The sequence below is a fragment of the Risungbinella massiliensis genome, assembly GCF_000942395.1.
Lineage (GTDB): Bacteria > Bacillota > Bacilli > Thermoactinomycetales > Thermoactinomycetaceae > Risungbinella > Risungbinella massiliensis.
The window spans coordinates 672,710-688,366 of the sequence record NZ_LN812103.1 but is presented as its reverse complement, the minus strand read 5'-3'; the positions used below and the strand labels follow the sequence as shown (position 1 = coordinate 688,366).

Sequence of the window (15,657 nt, the reverse complement as noted above, 5' to 3'; positions counted from 1 at the left end):
AACATGTAATAGTAAGGGAACCAACGGCTACATCCTCTACTCTACACGTTCTCCATGCTGTTTAGGAAAGGTACTCTTGGACTAAGCGGTTTACTTCTTTGCCATCAGCTTTACCAGCTATTTTTGGCAAAACAGCCCCCATAACTTTGCCCATTTCTTTTTTCGAAGTGGCTCCTAATTCTTGTACAGTTTCTTGTACAATCGTCCGGAGCTCCTCTTCGCTAAGTTGCTTTGGCAAATAGTCGATCAGAATATCGATCTCTTTCTGTTCTTTTTCTGCCAAGTCTTGGCGGTTCGCCTTCTCATATTCCGCAGCGGAATCTCTTCGCTGCTTCACTGCTTTGGCAACCACTTGGAGTGCTTCCTCATCGGTGAGTGCTTGTCGCTTCTCGATCTCCGCATCTTTAATGGCTGCACGCACCATACGGATCACGGACAGACGCTCAGACTCCTTATTTTTAAGTGCAGCTTTCATATCCGTTTGGAGTTGCTCAATTAAACCCACGGAAACACCTCATTTTATCTACGCTTGTTTTTGCGGGCAGCTTCCGATTTCTTTTTGCGCTTGATGCTTGGTTTCTCATAACGTTCGCGTTTCCGCACTTCGGAGAGTACGCCGTCTTTTGCACAGGAGCGTTTAAAACGACGAAGAGCAACATCGAGCGATTCGTTTTTTCTTACTTTTGTCTCTATCATGCTTTTCCCTCCCTCCGTGGGGCAGATGGGAAAGGTCCAAAAAGCTCCCGAGTTACGCAAACAGTCGTCTGTTTCCCGAGAGAGACGGTCCAATACCTCCAAAACCTGCATCCCCTAAAATACATAATTAGGCACAAATGCTCATGTAATTATATCTGATTTATGTTCGTACGTCAAAAAATAAGTAAGGTTGTTGCAACAATACTATCCATTTCTCAGCTACCACAAATTATACATACTTTTTGACTTAAAAACCGAATACAAATCAGCCTGGAGGCCAAGTCAGGGATCGTCCACCTAACAGATGGAAGTGGATATGATGTACTGTTTGCCCGCCATCATCTCCCATGTTGTTGACTACTCGATAGCCTTTCTGATCCAATCCTTGCTCTCGAGCTACTCGTTGTACAGTAAGCAACAGATGTCCTAATCGTTCCTGATCCTCTTTCGTTGCCGCATCGAGAGAGGCAATATGCTTTTTGGGAATGACCAAGATATGTACAGGTGCAGCAGGATATAAATCTTGAAACGCAATAGCATGTTCATCCTCATACACTTTAGTTGAAGGAATTTCTCCCTCTACAATCTTGCAAAAGATGCAGTCTGAAGTAGCCATGTGGTTATGTCCCTTCCTTCGTTCTTTGTGCAGTCCCATTATAACAAAATCACTACCTGAGTGCTGAATGACTCTTTTCGCAGCACCTGTTCTTTGATGAACGCATATAATACATCACGCAATGGAGCAGTGAGGAGGAAAAAAGATGGTCAAAAAAAATTCTTTTCATGAAGAGAAACTTAAGAAGTTAGTTCGCTCTATGGTTCAAGAAGAGTTAGACCGAATTCATAATGGTGGAATGGAAGAACCTATCTTCGAACCAGAAGGTTGGCAAAAACCGAAACAAGAGCCCATGCCTAGTAATGCGAACATCCCACCGGATGAACCAGATTTATTCTGGGAACCCGATGATGATTGGGCATTCTTTGGGTCACCTGAACCAAACGAACCCCAGAATGCTAAAATTAAACAACAACGTCCACGTGCACTCCCAGGTTGGGTAGAACCACTTCGCCCAAACAATCAAGCTCTCTCTACCCCATTTCTTCCCAAAAAGAGAAAGAAATAATAACAACAACTTTTACTCTCCTAATCATGGAGAGCTTTTTTTGTCCCTTTCTAATAGGGACTAAGATCCTCCCTGAACCAAAGTTTCATTTTTATTTGGTATGAATAGACAAGCCCGCATATACATAGACAAAAGGAGGCTGAAAGAGTGGGATCATTCATACTATTTTTATTAGGTCTCATCCTGTTCTTGTACGGGCTTAACTGGATGCGAAATGGCATGGAATCACTTGCAGAAAAAAAGTTGACCACATGGTTGTTACGTTTCACCAAGACACCGGTACGTGGTTTTGTCACTGGAACGTTTTTAACTGCATTATTACAAAGTAGTACAGCCGTTACTGTACTTACGATTAACTTTGTCCATGTTGGGATGATCTCATTTGCTCAATCTCTTGGCATTATCTTAGGGAGCAATATTGGAACAACTATCACAACCCAAATCCTTGCACTACACATCGAAAGTCTCTCTTTACCCCTAATGGGACTCGGTCTCCTTTTATATTTCCTTCCTAAAAAACTATTTCGTCAACTAGGACAAGTACTGATTGGATTTGGAGCCATTTTCCTCGGTATCAGTTGGATGCAAACTATTGCAGAACCACTAGAACAGGCAGGTCTTTTAGAAAAGCTTGTATTAAGCGGTTTTTCTCCAATCGGAGTAGGGCTCGTTATTGGGACGTTGATTACTGCTCTCATACATAGTAGTAGTGCTACGATTGCTATGACAATGGGCTTTTATGCATCTGGTGCTGTGCCACTTTCTTTTGCACTCGCAGTCGTCATCGGAAGTAATGTAGGAACTTGTGTTACAGCATTGATCGCAAGCTACGGCACTTCTACTGCTGCTCAACGTGTTGCCTTTTCGCATCTAGTTCTCAATGTAGTAGGAGCCTTTGCTTTTACTCCTTTGATCCCATGGCTTCTAACTTGGATTCCTTCTCTATCGGAACAGTCAGCTACTCAAGTAGCTCACTTTCAAACCATCTATAATATCGCCTGTTCCATCGCAGTTCTCCCATTCACTAATGCCTTTGCCAAATTGATCGAATGGATGGTTCCAGACCAAATAAATCCAACCAACTCAATCAAAACATAGAGTTGGTTGGATTTACGATGTAGTCTCAATCTAGACAATTAGTAAGCTGCTCTTTCGCCGTAACCACCTTGAAGTTTCAATCCAGTCGCAAGAAATTCCAGTGGTGTCATTTTTCTATGCATCCCACACAGTCAAGAATCACATCAGCTCCGCCACCTGTGATTTCCTTTAAATGACCACCTATATTTCTTATTGCTCAAAATTTACAGTTTCGACCTTATTCGTACGTTTCGCATGCTCTAACCGATAACCTAGAAACCACCATTCTAACTAATTGAACAGTGGTTTCTTTTCGAATTATTCGTTTACATATTTCCAATAATTCTGTGATGTTTATACTCAGACAATAAGTGGATTACAGATCTGATTAGATTCTCATTATCAGTCTATTTTCATTTTTTTACCTTCAAAACTTTTCCACTACTATTTTTCCAATGGTATTCCCTGTCTCCACTAATGCATGAGCTTTTCTAATATTATCCGCATTAATAGGAGATATTGTTTTTTTCAAAGTACTTTTCAATGTTCCCGTATCCATCAACTCACTGATCTTATTTAAAAGGACGTGTTGTTGGATCATATCTTCTGTTTGATACATCGACCGGGTAAACATAAATTCCCATACAAATGTCACGCTCTTGCTCTTCAATACATTCAAATCAAGCGGCTCTTGATTTTCTACAATGGAACAAATTTTCCCTTGTGGCTTGATAACCTCGCCCATACTCTCCCAATGTTGATCTGTATTATTTAAACAGAGGATATAATCTACATCGCCTAATGGAAGCTGAGTTAATTGTTCCTTGAACGGGTCATGATGATTCAATACATAGTCAGCTCCCAAATTCCGTACCCAATTTCGTGATTCTTCTCGAGATGCTGTTGCTATGACGGTAAGACCAGCCCATTTTGCTAATTGGATGGCAATAGATCCTACCCCGCCGGCACCTCCTATAATCAAAATACTCTGTAATTTATTTGCCTCTGTATTGTTAGGATCCATTCCCAAACGATCAAATAACGCTTCCCATGCTGTAATCGATGTTAAAGGTAATGCCGCCGCTTCGGCATGAGTTAGTGATTCAGGTTTTCTTCCGACGATTCGCTCATCTACTAGATGAAACTCGCTATACGTACCAGGTCTTGTAATACTTCCGGCGTAGAAAACTTTATCTCCTGGTTGAAATAAGGTACATTCTTCGCCAACTTCTACCACCACTCCACTAGCATCCCATCCAAGTAGCTTAGGCTCTTGCTCTACCTTTTCTTTTGGTGCTCGTACTTTTACATCGACTGGATTGATTGATATTGCCTCTATTTTTACTAATAAGTCTCTTCCTGTTGGAGTGGGTTTTACCAACTCCATATCCATGAGGCTTTTTTCATCTTCTATAGGTAAATATTCAAGTAAACCAATCGCTTTCATCTATATTCCCTCCATCAATTTGTTTTCTCTTTGATTATAGGTTGATATACTGAATAACGTAAGAAGGCACATTTATGTAGCATAGTACCACTCGTGTAACTACCCTAACTTCGAATTGGGAGTGAGTCTTTATGCGAAATAGAAAAAGCGGTTATGGTTGTCCAGAAGGTTGTCCCGTGGAAACAACATTAGATGTAATAGGCGGAAAATGGAAAGGAGTCATTTTATATTATCTTTTAGATGAGAAGAAACGTTTCAACGAGCTGCGTAGATTGATGCCCGGAATAACACAAAGAATGCTATCTTTACAATTAAGCGAATTAGAGAACGATGGAGTAGTACATAGAGAAGTGTTTGCTGAAGTTCCTCCCAGAGTAGAATATTCTCTAACTGATTTCGGAAAAACATTAAGCCCGATTATTATCCAAATGAAAGATTGGGGCGAAAAATACAAATCAAGAATAGTAAAAAGAGACGAATTGAACCAAAAAGGTTCTTGATCCTTTCTTGGGGAAAAGAAAAAAGGAGCGTTTTCGCCCCTTTTTAGTAAGATCCTTCCCCTTTTTTCCCCTGCACAATCGCAACACTAGCACTAGCACCGATTCTAGACGCACCTGCTTGGATCATCGCATCTGCCGTCTCACGGTCGCGAACTCCACCAGATGCCTTAACTCCAAACCCTTCGCCTACTGTTTCTCTCATGAGTTGAATTGCTTCTACTGTTGCCCCACCTGCACCAAAACCAGTAGAAGTTTTCACGAAGTGGGCGCCTGCTTCTTTGGAAAGTTTACTTGCCAATCGAATCTCTTCCTCTGTTAGCAGACCTACCTCGAGAATCACTTTCACTGTTTTTCCACCAGCTGCCTCTACCACCGCACGAATATCTTCCGATACTCTGTTAGTGTCTCCTGAGCGCAATTCGCCGATGTTTAGCACCATATCGATCTCGTCTGCGCCATTTTCTACTGCTTGTTTTGTTTCAAATGCTTTGGTTTCCGTAGTCGTCGCACCAAGTGGAAACCCAACTACTGTACATACCATCACTTGGCTGCCTTTCAATTGATCTGCAACAAATGGTACCCAATAAGCGTTAACACAGACCGAAGCAAATTGATGCTCCCTAGCTTCTTGGCAAACTTTTTCGATCTGTTCCTTGGTCGCATCAGGCTTAAGTAACGTATGGTCAATCATGGAAGCAATATTTTGTGTCATAACGATCTCTCCTTTAATATTCAGTATCACGAAAGTGGAAGTGAAACTCCTTAGCTCTAATATGAACTAAGCAAATACTTATATCGGATTAGTTCATCCGCTCTAACATGTGAATCGCTTTTTGCAATACTTCATCATTATTGCGATACCCTTGTTTCAATTGAAGATTTCTGGCGTCCTTCAGAGAATACCATGCAACACTATGTATCTCTTCTAATTGCGGTGTCTCTTGCGTAGTTAATGCCTCTACCAAAAAATAAGCAACCTCTTTGTCTACTTTCCCTTTTTCTGGATGTTCGTATTCATATTGAATCTCTAAGATCGGAGCTTGTATTTTTCCGCAAATAGCTGTTTCTTCTTCTATTTCACGAAGAGCATTTTCTTCTTTTGTCTCTGCTCCTTCTCGTTTTCCTTTTGGGAGAGTAATATGTCCATACCGATCTTGAATCAAAAGAACTTCCCAGTTTTCCTTTTTCCGATAAACAACTCCACCTGCTGATATCTCTTTCATTTGTTCACTTCCTCTATCTCGCCTTTACAGTCCATATTATACCAAATGGATAGTAGATTCTCCCCTCTATGAAACTACTTAAAATAAACTTTTAAAATGATAGTATTTTATATTGAAATTTTCTTTCAGGAAAAATATAATGAAATTGTAAAATGTAAGCCTTTACAATATGGTATTTCTTCGGAGGAGGTTGATGTGAGACTTCATATTCTCAAGCTAATCGAACTTCAGATGACCCATTATAGTCCTGGCGAAAGCGTCGTCGCTCAGTATGTTTTAGCGAACCCAGAGGCAGTTTTGGGTATGTCAACGAAACAGTTAGCTACCGCATGCAATTGCAGTGAAGCGATGATTATTCGTTTTTGTAAAAAAGTGGGGATCAATAGCTTTAAGGGGCTTAAAATGGATTTGGCAAAACAGCTTCATATACCAGATCCAGACACGAACGAAGTTGCACCATTTCATTTTGAAGATACACCTGCTACTACAATGGAGAAGGTATTCAAAAAAAGCATTTCCGCTCTTCAGATGACCAGTCAACTATTGGATCTTAGTCAGATTGAAGAAGCAGCAAGCGCCATCCACCAAGCAGATCGAGTGTTTCTTTATGGTGCTTCCGGTTCATCAGTCGTCGCCCTTGATACCCAGTACAAACTTCTACGAATTAATATCAATGCTTTTCATTTTCCTGATATTCACGTCCAAATGATGACAACAGCCAACCTCACTAAGCGAGATGTTTTCTTTGCTATCAGTACTTCTGGCAAAACAAGAGAAGTAGTAGACCTACTGAAATCTGCCAAAAGTCGAGGCGCTAGAACCATTCTCCTTACACAACAGCGTCCTTCACCAGCACGTAAGCATGCAGATATTGTCCTCACAATCTCAGAAGAAGAGCCCAATATCCGTTTAGGTACGATGAGTGCTCGGATTGCGCAATTAGCTGTCTTGGACACATTATTTGTTCGTCTGTGTATCCAAAAAGGGGATGCGGTCTTTCGACCAATTATGGATACACATGAGATAGTGCAAAATCGAAAGAATTAGAACAAAAACGAGGTGAAAAAAATGAAAGTATTGTTTGTATGTTCTGCTGGCATGTCCAGCGCCATTGTTGTAAACGCTCTCAAAAAAGAGGCCGAAAAACATGGACAACTGATGGAAGTTCTCGCAGTAGCTACTTCCGAAGTGGAATTAGAACTTCAAAATGGTTGGGATATTGTGATGGTCGCTCCACAAGTCCGCCATCGTCTAGATCAAATTAAAAAGATTGCGGAAGCTCACAATATTCCTTGCGATGCGATTCCACCACAAGCTTATACTCCACTTGGTGGCCCACTTCTTTTTAAAAAACTACAAGAACTCCTTCAAAAATAAACCCAACTAATGGGAGGGGACTTAATGAAAAAATTCATTGACTTTTTAGAAAAATATTTATCCGGTCCAATGGCTCGTCTATCCGAACAGCGTCACCTGCAAGCCATCCGGGATGGCGTTATTTCTTCCCTGCCATTTATTATCATTGGTAGTATCTTTTTAATTATCGCTTTCCCTCCTGTTCCGGAAGGTAGCACGATTGCACTGTGGGCAAAAGAAAACGCTGCCAACATTCTGATTCCTTACCGCGTAACATTTTTCATCATGTCCTTATACATTGCTTTTGGGGTTGGATATAACTTGGCGAAAAGTTATAAGCTAGACCCACTTTCTGGCGGACAGATCGCTACCGCTGCACTCCTCCTTACGATCGTTCCAATGAGTATTGAAGAAGCCGGTTGGGTTCTACCAATGAAAAACCTTGGTGGTCATGGTCTGTTTGTAACCATGTTAGTAGCAATTCTCTCTGTTGAGATCATGCGCTTATGTAAAAAGTATAACCTTATGATCAAAATGCCAGAACAGGTTCCTGCATCTCTCCTTCGTTCATTTGAAGCATTGATCCCAGTTGGTCTTGTAGTGGGAATCATGACCGTATTCACTGTTGTTCTCGGTTTAGACCTACATGTATTGGTGGATAAACTGGTTGCTCCACTCATTACCGCTGGAGATTCATTACCAGGTGTTTTAATCCCTGTTTTCTTAATCACCTTTTTCTGGGCTTTTGGAATCCATGGTGTTTCTATCGTTGGTACCGTAGCTCGTCCAGTATGGGAAATCTATCTAGCGAAAAACGCAGAAGCAGTAGCATCTGGTTCCAGTCAATTGCCACACGTTGCTCCGGAAACGCTTTATCAATGGTTTATCTGGATCGGTGGATCTGGAGCTACGCTCGGACTTGTACTAGCGATGATCTTCTTTGCAAAATCGAAATATTTGAAAGCGCTTAGCCGTACTTCCATCGTTCCAAGTATTTTTAACATTAACGAACCAATCATCTTCGGTACTCCTATCGTACTGAATCCAATACTCATCATTCCATTTGTTATCATCCCACTGATCACTGCCACGATTGCTTACTTAGCAACTGCTCTTGGTTATGTTCATCCAACTTATATCTTGGTTCCTTGGACATTACCTGCTCCAATTGGTGCATTCTTGGCTACAGGTGGAGATTGGAAAGCGATCGTCTTGGTCGTAATCAACGTCGCAATCTCATTCTCAATCTATCTTCCTTTCCTCAAAATGTACGATCGCACTTTGGTGCAACAAGAACAAGAAGAGACAAAAGCAGCTTAACAACTGTATAAAGTGGGAGTCGAACCATGATTCCCACTTTTTCTATTGTACAGTTCATTTTCATGAGAAAGGATGTTTACGATGCCATTTCGACTTGGTTTTAAAAGTATCTTTTTATTACTTACTACCTTAACGGTCGCCAATATCTTTTTTGTAAAACCACTAATGAATTTAGGACTATCCCAACCGATGAGTTTATCGATCTGTACCACTTTGGCTGTCGCAATCTCGATGACATGTATCCTCAGTTTTTCCAAGCAAATTGATAAAGCAAAGAAAAAGAAAGCCCTCCCTTACTTTGGTATCTTTGTCGCACTCGGTATCTTTATCAGCATTCTAGCTATTTATTAATGGAGGAATCTAAAATGACTTCACAGGGTCTAAAAATCGTTACCATAGGTGGTGGTTCTAGCTATACACCAGAATTTGTGGAAGGACTAATCAAACGTTTTAAGGAGCTACCAGTTCGTGAGCTTTGGCTCGTTGATATCGAAGCTGGTAGAGAAAAACTGGACATTGTAGGGAATCTAGCAAAACGAATGGTAGAAAAAGCTGGGATCCCAATGGAGATTCATTTGACGTTAAACCGTCGTGAAGCCTTAGTTGGGGCAGATTTTGTTACAACTCAGATGCGAGTTGGATTACTAGATGCTCGTATATTAGATGAACGAATTCCGTTACAGCATGGGATTATCGGACAAGAAACCAATGGAGCAGGCGGACTGTTTAAAGGATTACGTACGATCCCTGTTTTACTGGAAATCGCAAAAGATATACAAGAACTCTGTCCGAATGCTTGGCTGATTAACTTCACCAATCCTGCTGGTATGGTAACTGAAGCTATGTTGCGTTATAGCGAACATAAAAAAATCGTTGGAGTATGCAATCTTCCGATCCATACCAGAATATCGATCGCCAAACTTTTAGACGTTGAATTACATCGTCTCCGCATCGATTTTGCTGGATTGAACCACTTAGTCTATGGATTACACATTTGGGTGGATGAAGTAGAAGTAACCGAAAAAGTGATTCATCTACTTTCTCTACCAGAAAATCAAGTCTCAATGCGAAACATCGCACCAATCCCATGGCAAGCCGACTTTTTGAAGTCACTGGGCATTCTGCTCTGTCCATATCATCGCTATTACTACAAAACAAAAGAGATTCTAGTTGAAGAACTAATTTCGTTTGAAAAAGGAACGACTCGGGCAGAGGTAGTGAAACGATTGGAAGAGGAGCTATTTGAACTTTATCGAGATCCAAATCTTACTATCAAGCCGCCCCAACTTGAACAACGTGGTGGAGCTTATTATAGTGATGCGGCTTGTAACTTGATCTCCTCGATCTATAACGACAAGCAAGATATACAAACCCTCAATGTACAAAATAACGGAGCCATTACAGGAATTCCTGATGAGTCTGCGGTAGAAGTAAACTGTATTGTCACAAAAGATGGCCCCAAACCAATCCATGTCGGAGAGCTGCCTGTAGAGGTGAACGGTCTTGTCCAACAGATCAAATCGTTCGAACGAGTTGCCTCTGAAGCGGCAGTGACTGGTTCATATGAGAAAGCATTACTCGCAATGACAATCAATCCACTAGTCCCAAGTGATAAGGTAGCAAAAGCAGTCTTAGATGAGATGCTTACAGCACATCAGACGTATCTACCCCAATTTTTTGCAAAGGAGTGCTAGTGAATGTATGTGATCGGATTGATGTCTGGTACTTCCTTAGATGGGGTAGATGCTGCACTAGTGGAGATCACCGGTTCAGGCAAAGAGACAAAACTTCAAACTATTGGCTTTCAGACTTATCCGCTACCGTCCGCATTGCGAGATAAAATCGTCCAAGCGATCTCTCCAACCAATAGCACTTCTCCACAACTCAATAGCCTTAACTTTGAGCTAGGTTACTGGTTCGCAGATGCGGTTAAGCAACTTTGCCATGATCTGAATTTTCCATTGGAAAAAGTAGATTTGATCGGATCTCATGGACAAACCATTTATCATCAACCATTTCCTGAAGCAGACATGATTCCTTCGACACTGCAACTAGGGGAACCATCCATCATCGCTTATGAGACTGGAGTATGTGTTATTTCCAATTTCCGTACAATGGACATGGCAGCAGGCGGGCAAGGAGCCCCACTCGTCCCTTATACAGAGTATTTGCTTTATCGACATCCAATCAAAAGCCGTCTCTTGCAAAATATTGGAGGCATTGGCAATGTGACCGTTCTGCGTGCGAACACTTCTCTTGATGAGATTACCGCTTTTGATACAGGCCCTGGGAATATGATAATAGACGAAGTTACCTCTCAACTATTTGCAACCTCCTATGATCCAGGCGGACAGTTTGCTGCTACTGGAACGGTAAAAGCGGAGATCGTCGAATATGGCATGTCCCATCCATTCATCAAACAAGTACCACCTAAATCTACAGGACGGGAAGTCTTTGGTTACCAATGGACGACGGAGCTTATCTCTCGCTTTGTCCATCACACCAAAGAAGATATTCTCGCTTCCGTGACCATGTTAACCGCCCAGTCAATCGCAGATAACTATCGAGAGTTTATCTTTCCTACATTATCGATAGATGAGGTAATTCTAGGTGGTGGGGGGAGTTACAATAAGACACTTGTAAAGATGATCCGAGATCTCTTGCAACATGACTGCCATGTATGGATCCAAGAAGATTTGGGCTTCTCCTCCAGTGCCAAAGAAGCGATTGCTTTTGCTGTATTGGCAAACGAGACAATACACGGCAACCCGAGCAATGCTCCCAAAGCAACTGGGGCGAAAGAGCATGTCATTTTAGGAAATATCACCACTCCCTATCCTCTATCGATCGCAACGCTTATCCAACAGCGGCAAAAATGAAAAGTAGTCAATTTTTATCCTATGTGCACTTTAATAACCCTGCACAAAATTTTGAATAACGGAGAAAATCTTGATCTAGGTGCGAGTCTGATCAAGATTCTCGGACTGAGTATATCTCCAAAAGGAACTACAGACCTACAAGACAAAATCTAATAAAGCAGGTGACCAAAATGGCCAATCAATTCGGTATCTCCATCTACCCAGAACATTCAACAGTAGAACAAGATCTAGCCTATATCTCTCTGGCAGCAAAGCATGGCTTCAAACGGATTTTTACTTGCTTACTATCTGTTGAAGGGGAAAAAGAAGAAATCTTAACTCGCTTCAAACAAACAATAGCTCATGCCAACCAATTAGGAATGCAAGTAATCGTGGATATTGCACCACGAGTTTTTGATCGGCTCGGAATCTCCTACCAAGATCTCTCCTTTTTTCATGAGATGGGTGCTTATGGAATACGTCTAGACCTAGGATTTACTGGGCTCGAAGAATCGATTATGACGTTTAATCCTTATGATCTCAAAATCGAAGTAAACATGAACTCTGGTACCACCTACATCCAAAATATCCTTTCCCACCGCCCTAACAAGGAGAATCTGATCGGATCACATAACTTTTATCCACATCGCTATTCTGGACTCTCCTACGATCATTTCCTAAAATGTAGCAAAACCTTTCATGACCTAGGAATCCGTACGGCTGCCTTTGTCAATGCTCAAAGCGCTTCCTTTGGTCCTTGGCCAGTGACAGAAGGACTTTGCTCCTTGGAGATGCATCGTGAGCTACCGATCACCACTCAGGCCAAACATCTTATCCAAACAGGACTGATTGATGATGTAATTATTGCCAATGCCTATGCTTCGGAATCCGAACTACAAGCGCTTGGGGAACTAACTGTTGCTCCAGTGACCTTTGATATTACGCTTTCGGAGCAAATCACTACATTGGAGAAAAAAATCGTTCTAGAAGAGCCTCATTTTTATCGGGGAGATGTTTCAGATTACATGATTCGTTCTACCCAAAGCCGAGTCAAATATAAAGCCGAAGACTTCCCACCAACGCACACTCCTGACATTCGCCGAGGGGATATTCTCATTGAAAACGAACTTTATGGTCAATACAAAGGCGAACTCCAAATTGCCCTTAAGGACATGAAAAATTCAGGGAAAACGAACGTGGTAGGTCGTATCGTCGAGGAAGAAATTTTCTTACTAGATACACTGCAACCTTGGGATAAATTCCGTTTCCAGGTAAAACGACCTTGATGTATCTAATTGGCGTAGATGGAGGCGGTACCAAAACAGAAGCAGTAGCCTATGATTTAGAAGGTAATATGCTCTCTAGTGCTACCAGTGGCTTTGGCAACATATTAATAGATTATGAGAAAGCCAGTCGGCACATTATTGAGGTAATCCAACAAACACAACAACTACTACCTGAGGCTCATTGTGTTGCGATCTATCTTGGTCTGGCAGGAATCGAGGGAAGCGATCAAAAAAAAGCACTTGAGGCACTACTAGTTAAAACATTTTCCTGTACCATTCAGATCGTCAACGATGCTGTCATCGCACACGCTGCCCTCTTACAAGGGAAAGACGGCATCCTAACCATCGCTGGAACAGGCTCAGTATCTCTTGGCAAGCGAGGCAATACCTATACGATGGCTGGAGGCTGGGGGCATTTGATCGGGGATGAGGGCAGTGGCTACTGGATTGCAATGGAAGCAATTCGACAGATGGTTCAACATGAAGACATCGGAACACCTGCTAGCAAACTCTCCCTTGCCATCTTGGATCAACTCCAATTAACCAAGGTTCAAGAGATCAAACAATTCGTCTATGCTGCTACCAAAGATGAAATCGCTAGTCTAGTCCCAATTGTCGTCAAAATGGCTCGTGTGGGCGAACCCACATCTCAAGGTATTTTGGAAATAGCAAGTCGACATCTTGCGGAAACTACTTGGTATCTTGCCCAAAAACTATCATGGAATGGACATCTGACTGTGGCAATCAAAGGAAGTGTATTAGAAAAGATTCCAGAAGTACGACAGGCTTTCCAAACTCATCTGCATCGTCATCATTCCCAGCTCTCCCTATTATCAATACCAGTCTCCTCTACAAAAGGAGCACTTTATCTGTATCAAAACACCCATCCAAAAGACGACTCCATTTGAGTCGTCTTTTTGTCTCGGAAAGAGCATCTTTGTTCGCATATCCTAAAACTACAATCTATGAGAAAATAAATTATTCGGAGAAAGATGTTACTTATGCTCTTATCTATTATTTCGTAAAACTTCAAATTTAGATTTTCACGATTTAAGTTTAAAAAGCATAACAATTATGAAAATGGAGGATGGAATAGCATGATCTCATTTATTGTGAATCCCAATGCCGGAAAAGGCAAAGGAGCACAACATTGGAGTGAAGTAGAAAAAAAATTGACCTCATTGTCTATTCCCTACCAAGTCTTCTACACCGAATCAAAGGGGCATGCTACCGTCATTGCCAAACTGCAAGCAATTCGGACTGATGTGGACAAGATCGTGGCAATCGGAGGCGATGGAACCGTACACGAAGTGGTCAATGGTATGTGGAAAAGCGGTATTCCTTTTGGGTATATTCCAGCTGGTACAGGAAATGACTTTGCCCTTAGCAACCAAATTCCCATGCAGCCGGTACAAGCATTAGAACGCATTTTAGATAACCAAACTCGATCTATTGATATTCTCTCTTTTGGAGATCAGGTAGCAGTCTGTAACTTTGGTGTTGGATTTGATGGAGAAGTGGCAGAACTGGTCACCAAATCTAACTGGAAAAAACGCTTTGGGAGTCTAGCTTATGCACTTGGGGTCTTACGAAATATCACTCGCTATCAGAAAACCAACTTATATTTCACAATAGATGGTACAGAAGTAACTATCTCTGATGCTTGGTTGGCCGCCATTTGCAACTTACCAACCTATGGAGGCGGAATGCGTATTTGTCCAGAGGCAGATCAGACAGATGGACTCCTTGATGTAGCCTGTGTTCGTGGACTTTCTCCACTGCGCTTGCTCGCTTTGTTCCCACTCGTGTATCGTGGTGCGCATGTAAATAATCCAGCTGTCTCATTTTACAAAGGAAAAAGTATCCAAATCGCCGCAGATAGGGAGCTTGTTATCCATGCTGATGGGGAGATTATCGGTAAGACTCCAATTGAGATCGAGATATTGCCCAAGTCGTTGCAAATATTATAAACATAGCTGATAGCTATTCTCATATGAAAAGATCCATAAATCACATAACCCTTTCCGTTTGTTCTTGGAAAGGGTTCATTTATTTCTATTTAAGAAATTGAATATCGTATATTACTTCGTCTGTATCTATATATTTAACACTTTTTCCAGAGTCTCGTTCCTCAATACGCATTCCTATTCCATTATCTCCAGTAAATATCTTTGTAAAAAGCAAATCATCTACCAATATAAAATATAAATCATACTTATCATTTGGGAATGGCGACTTAATTGGCATTTGCACTATTTCGAAATGTTATAACCTACATAAAGTGGATCATCAGGAATCGATGAATCTTCTTTTTTGGATAGGAGAGTTGCTTCTTTTGCGTCTTCTTTTATCTCATAAGTAGACCAATGAGATTCATACATAGCAATAAACCTAATTATTTTGGACTCTGGATCTACATAAAAAGATATCATATTATTATTTGAATTTTCTTTTCCTTCATGAGAGTCTCATTTGTTAAAGATGCGTCTGACTTATATAATTCAATCAAACCATTCTGTTTATTCTCTTTCAAATAGTAAATAGTACCTTCTAGTTTCGAAAGAAACAGCATCCTATCAAGATAAGTGTATAAATGCATACAACCAATTACAACAATAGTAAAAATTATAATCCATCTCATACTAACTGTTCTATTCAGTTATCTCTCCTCCTTTGGGATCTGACTTGATTCCCAGTTCCCGTATATTTCTAATAATAAACAAACTCCAAAAAATTTTTTATAATTTTCAAAACAAATTCAATAAAAAAC

19 protein-coding genes and 1 pseudogene are annotated in these 15,657 nt (G+C 41.1%); 12 read left to right on the top strand and 8 right to left on the bottom strand.

The annotated features are described in order from the left end of the window. Positions 1–61: 61 nt before the first annotated feature. From VJ09_RS14585 to VJ09_RS14575, 3 genes are all read right to left on the bottom strand, one after another. Positions 62–505 carry a GatB/YqeY domain-containing protein gene (locus VJ09_RS14585; protein WP_044642375.1) on the bottom strand — a complete coding sequence of 148 codons (444 nt, stop codon included), beginning with the start codon at positions 503–505 and terminating at the stop codon, positions 62–64. A gap of 14 nt (positions 506–519) precedes the next feature. Next, positions 520–696, bottom strand: a complete 177-nt coding sequence (rpsU, locus tag VJ09_RS14580) for a 30S ribosomal protein S21 (protein ID WP_044642374.1) — start codon at positions 694–696, stop codon at positions 520–522. Between the two features lie 265 nt (positions 697–961). Next, complete coding sequence (locus VJ09_RS14575) at positions 962–1,312, bottom strand: histidine triad nucleotide-binding protein (RefSeq protein ID WP_044642373.1); 351 nt, start codon at positions 1,310–1,312, stop codon at positions 962–964. A 145-nt stretch (positions 1,313–1,457) separates the two neighbouring features. Here VJ09_RS14575 and VJ09_RS14570 point away from each other — a divergent pair, with 145 nt between their 5' ends. Beyond that, the gene (locus VJ09_RS14570; RefSeq protein WP_044642372.1) at positions 1,458–1,820 is read left to right on the top strand and encodes a hypothetical protein; all 363 of its coding nucleotides are present in this window, start codon (positions 1,458–1,460) and stop codon (positions 1,818–1,820) included. Between the two features lie 147 nt (positions 1,821–1,967). After that, positions 1,968–2,918, top strand: coding sequence for a Na/Pi cotransporter family protein (locus VJ09_RS14565; RefSeq protein WP_044642371.1), 951 nt, complete (start codon positions 1,968–1,970; stop codon positions 2,916–2,918). 62 nt (positions 2,919–2,980) lie between these two features. Here the strand turns inward: VJ09_RS14565 and VJ09_RS18860 are convergent. Both VJ09_RS18860 and VJ09_RS14560 read right to left on the bottom strand, forming a co-directional pair. Further along, positions 2,981–3,176: pseudogene (locus VJ09_RS18860) on the bottom strand (glutathione-dependent formaldehyde dehydrogenase); the annotation flags it as partial. 148 nt (positions 3,177–3,324) lie between these two features. Continuing rightward, positions 3,325–4,344: a zinc-binding alcohol dehydrogenase family protein gene (locus VJ09_RS14560; protein ID WP_044642370.1), complete on the bottom strand. Its 1,020-nt coding sequence runs from the start codon at positions 4,342–4,344 to the stop codon at positions 3,325–3,327. A gap of 131 nt (positions 4,345–4,475) precedes the next feature. Between VJ09_RS14560 and VJ09_RS14555 the strand changes: the two genes are divergently transcribed. Then, the gene (locus VJ09_RS14555) at positions 4,476–4,844 is read left to right on the top strand and encodes a winged helix-turn-helix transcriptional regulator (RefSeq protein ID WP_044642369.1); all 369 of its coding nucleotides are present in this window, start codon (positions 4,476–4,478) and stop codon (positions 4,842–4,844) included. Between the two features lie 43 nt (positions 4,845–4,887). Here the strand turns inward: VJ09_RS14555 and deoC are convergent, their stop codons facing one another. Both deoC and VJ09_RS14545 read right to left on the bottom strand, forming a co-directional pair. Further along, positions 4,888–5,556, bottom strand: coding sequence for a deoxyribose-phosphate aldolase (gene deoC / locus VJ09_RS14550; protein ID WP_044642368.1), 669 nt, complete (start codon positions 5,554–5,556; stop codon positions 4,888–4,890). Between the two features lie 88 nt (positions 5,557–5,644). Beyond that, the gene (locus VJ09_RS14545; protein ID WP_044642367.1) at positions 5,645–6,067 is read right to left on the bottom strand and encodes an NUDIX hydrolase; all 423 of its coding nucleotides are present in this window, start codon (positions 6,065–6,067) and stop codon (positions 5,645–5,647) included. Positions 6,068–6,262: 195 nt separating this feature from the next. Between VJ09_RS14545 and VJ09_RS14540 the strand changes: the two genes are divergently transcribed. The 9 genes from VJ09_RS14540 (at position 6,263) to VJ09_RS14500 (ending at position 14,857) form a co-directional block, all read left to right on the top strand. Further along, on the top strand, positions 6,263–7,114 hold the full coding sequence (locus tag VJ09_RS14540) for a MurR/RpiR family transcriptional regulator (RefSeq protein WP_230199160.1): 852 nt from the start codon (positions 6,263–6,265) through the stop codon (positions 7,112–7,114). Between the two features lie 21 nt (positions 7,115–7,135). Then, a complete protein-coding gene (locus VJ09_RS14535; RefSeq protein WP_044642366.1) occupies positions 7,136–7,444 on the top strand; it encodes a PTS sugar transporter subunit IIB in 309 nt (102 codons plus the stop codon). Between the two features lie 24 nt (positions 7,445–7,468). Beyond that, positions 7,469–8,743, top strand: coding sequence for a PTS sugar transporter subunit IIC (locus tag VJ09_RS14530; protein ID WP_044642365.1), 1,275 nt, complete (start codon positions 7,469–7,471; stop codon positions 8,741–8,743). An 81-nt stretch (positions 8,744–8,824) separates the two neighbouring features. After that, complete coding sequence (locus VJ09_RS14525) at positions 8,825–9,094, top strand: hypothetical protein (protein WP_044642364.1); 270 nt, start codon at positions 8,825–8,827, stop codon at positions 9,092–9,094. Positions 9,095–9,108: 14 nt separating this feature from the next. After that, positions 9,109–10,437 carry a 6-phospho-beta-glucosidase gene (locus VJ09_RS14520; protein WP_044642363.1) on the top strand — a complete coding sequence of 443 codons (1,329 nt, stop codon included), beginning with the start codon at positions 9,109–9,111 and terminating at the stop codon, positions 10,435–10,437. Between the two features lie 3 nt (positions 10,438–10,440). Next, positions 10,441–11,622 (top strand): anhydro-N-acetylmuramic acid kinase AnmK, encoded by a 1,182-nt coding sequence (gene anmK, locus VJ09_RS14515; RefSeq protein ID WP_044642362.1) that lies wholly within the window; start codon positions 10,441–10,443, stop codon positions 11,620–11,622. A 170-nt stretch (positions 11,623–11,792) separates the two neighbouring features. Then, positions 11,793–12,887: a DUF871 domain-containing protein gene (locus VJ09_RS14510; protein WP_044642361.1), complete on the top strand. Its 1,095-nt coding sequence runs from the start codon at positions 11,793–11,795 to the stop codon at positions 12,885–12,887. Then, positions 12,887–13,795 (top strand): N-acetylglucosamine kinase, encoded by a 909-nt coding sequence (locus VJ09_RS14505; RefSeq protein WP_052807427.1) that lies wholly within the window; start codon positions 12,887–12,889, stop codon positions 13,793–13,795. Before VJ09_RS14510 ends, VJ09_RS14505 begins: the two co-directional genes overlap by 1 nt. A gap of 189 nt (positions 13,796–13,984) precedes the next feature. After that, positions 13,985–14,857, top strand: coding sequence for a diacylglycerol/lipid kinase family protein (locus VJ09_RS14500; protein WP_044642359.1), 873 nt, complete (start codon positions 13,985–13,987; stop codon positions 14,855–14,857). Between the two features lie 282 nt (positions 14,858–15,139). Here the strand turns inward: VJ09_RS14500 and VJ09_RS18990 are convergent, their stop codons facing one another. Beyond that, positions 15,140–15,268 carry a hypothetical protein gene (locus VJ09_RS18990; RefSeq protein ID WP_267904314.1) on the bottom strand — a complete coding sequence of 43 codons (129 nt, stop codon included), beginning with the start codon at positions 15,266–15,268 and terminating at the stop codon, positions 15,140–15,142. Positions 15,269–15,657: the final 389 nt, after the last annotated feature.

Excerpts from the sequence above, each read along its gene's own strand:
- rpsU (WP_044642374.1), bottom strand. The coding sequence starts at position 696 with ATGATAGAGACAAAAGTAAGAAAAAACGAATCGCTCGATGTTGCTCTT.
- VJ09_RS14575 (WP_044642373.1), bottom strand. The coding sequence starts at position 1,312 with ATGGCTACTTCAGACTGCATCTTTTGCAAGATTGTAGAGGGAGAAATT.
- VJ09_RS14570 (WP_044642372.1), top strand. The coding sequence starts at position 1,458 with ATGGTCAAAAAAAATTCTTTTCATGAAGAGAAACTTAAGAAGTTAGTT.
- VJ09_RS14560 (WP_044642370.1), bottom strand. The coding sequence starts at position 4,344 with ATGAAAGCGATTGGTTTACTTGAATATTTACCTATAGAAGATGAAAAA.
- VJ09_RS14555 (WP_044642369.1), top strand. The coding sequence starts at position 4,476 with ATGCGAAATAGAAAAAGCGGTTATGGTTGTCCAGAAGGTTGTCCCGTG.
- deoC (WP_044642368.1), bottom strand. The coding sequence starts at position 5,556 with ATGACACAAAATATTGCTTCCATGATTGACCATACGTTACTTAAGCCT.
- VJ09_RS14545 (WP_044642367.1), bottom strand. The coding sequence starts at position 6,067 with ATGAAAGAGATATCAGCAGGTGGAGTTGTTTATCGGAAAAAGGAAAAC.
- VJ09_RS14535 (WP_044642366.1), top strand. The coding sequence starts at position 7,136 with ATGAAAGTATTGTTTGTATGTTCTGCTGGCATGTCCAGCGCCATTGTT.
- VJ09_RS14530 (WP_044642365.1), top strand. The coding sequence starts at position 7,469 with ATGAAAAAATTCATTGACTTTTTAGAAAAATATTTATCCGGTCCAATG.
- VJ09_RS14525 (WP_044642364.1), top strand. The coding sequence starts at position 8,825 with ATGCCATTTCGACTTGGTTTTAAAAGTATCTTTTTATTACTTACTACC.
- VJ09_RS14520 (WP_044642363.1), top strand. The coding sequence starts at position 9,109 with ATGACTTCACAGGGTCTAAAAATCGTTACCATAGGTGGTGGTTCTAGC.
- anmK (WP_044642362.1), top strand. The coding sequence starts at position 10,441 with ATGTATGTGATCGGATTGATGTCTGGTACTTCCTTAGATGGGGTAGAT.
- VJ09_RS14510 (WP_044642361.1), top strand. The coding sequence starts at position 11,793 with ATGGCCAATCAATTCGGTATCTCCATCTACCCAGAACATTCAACAGTA.
- VJ09_RS14505 (WP_052807427.1), top strand. The coding sequence starts at position 12,887 with ATGTATCTAATTGGCGTAGATGGAGGCGGTACCAAAACAGAAGCAGTA.
- VJ09_RS14500 (WP_044642359.1), top strand. The coding sequence starts at position 13,985 with ATGATCTCATTTATTGTGAATCCCAATGCCGGAAAAGGCAAAGGAGCA.
- VJ09_RS18990 (WP_267904314.1), bottom strand. The coding sequence starts at position 15,268 with ATGTATGAATCTCATTGGTCTACTTATGAGATAAAAGAAGACGCAAAA.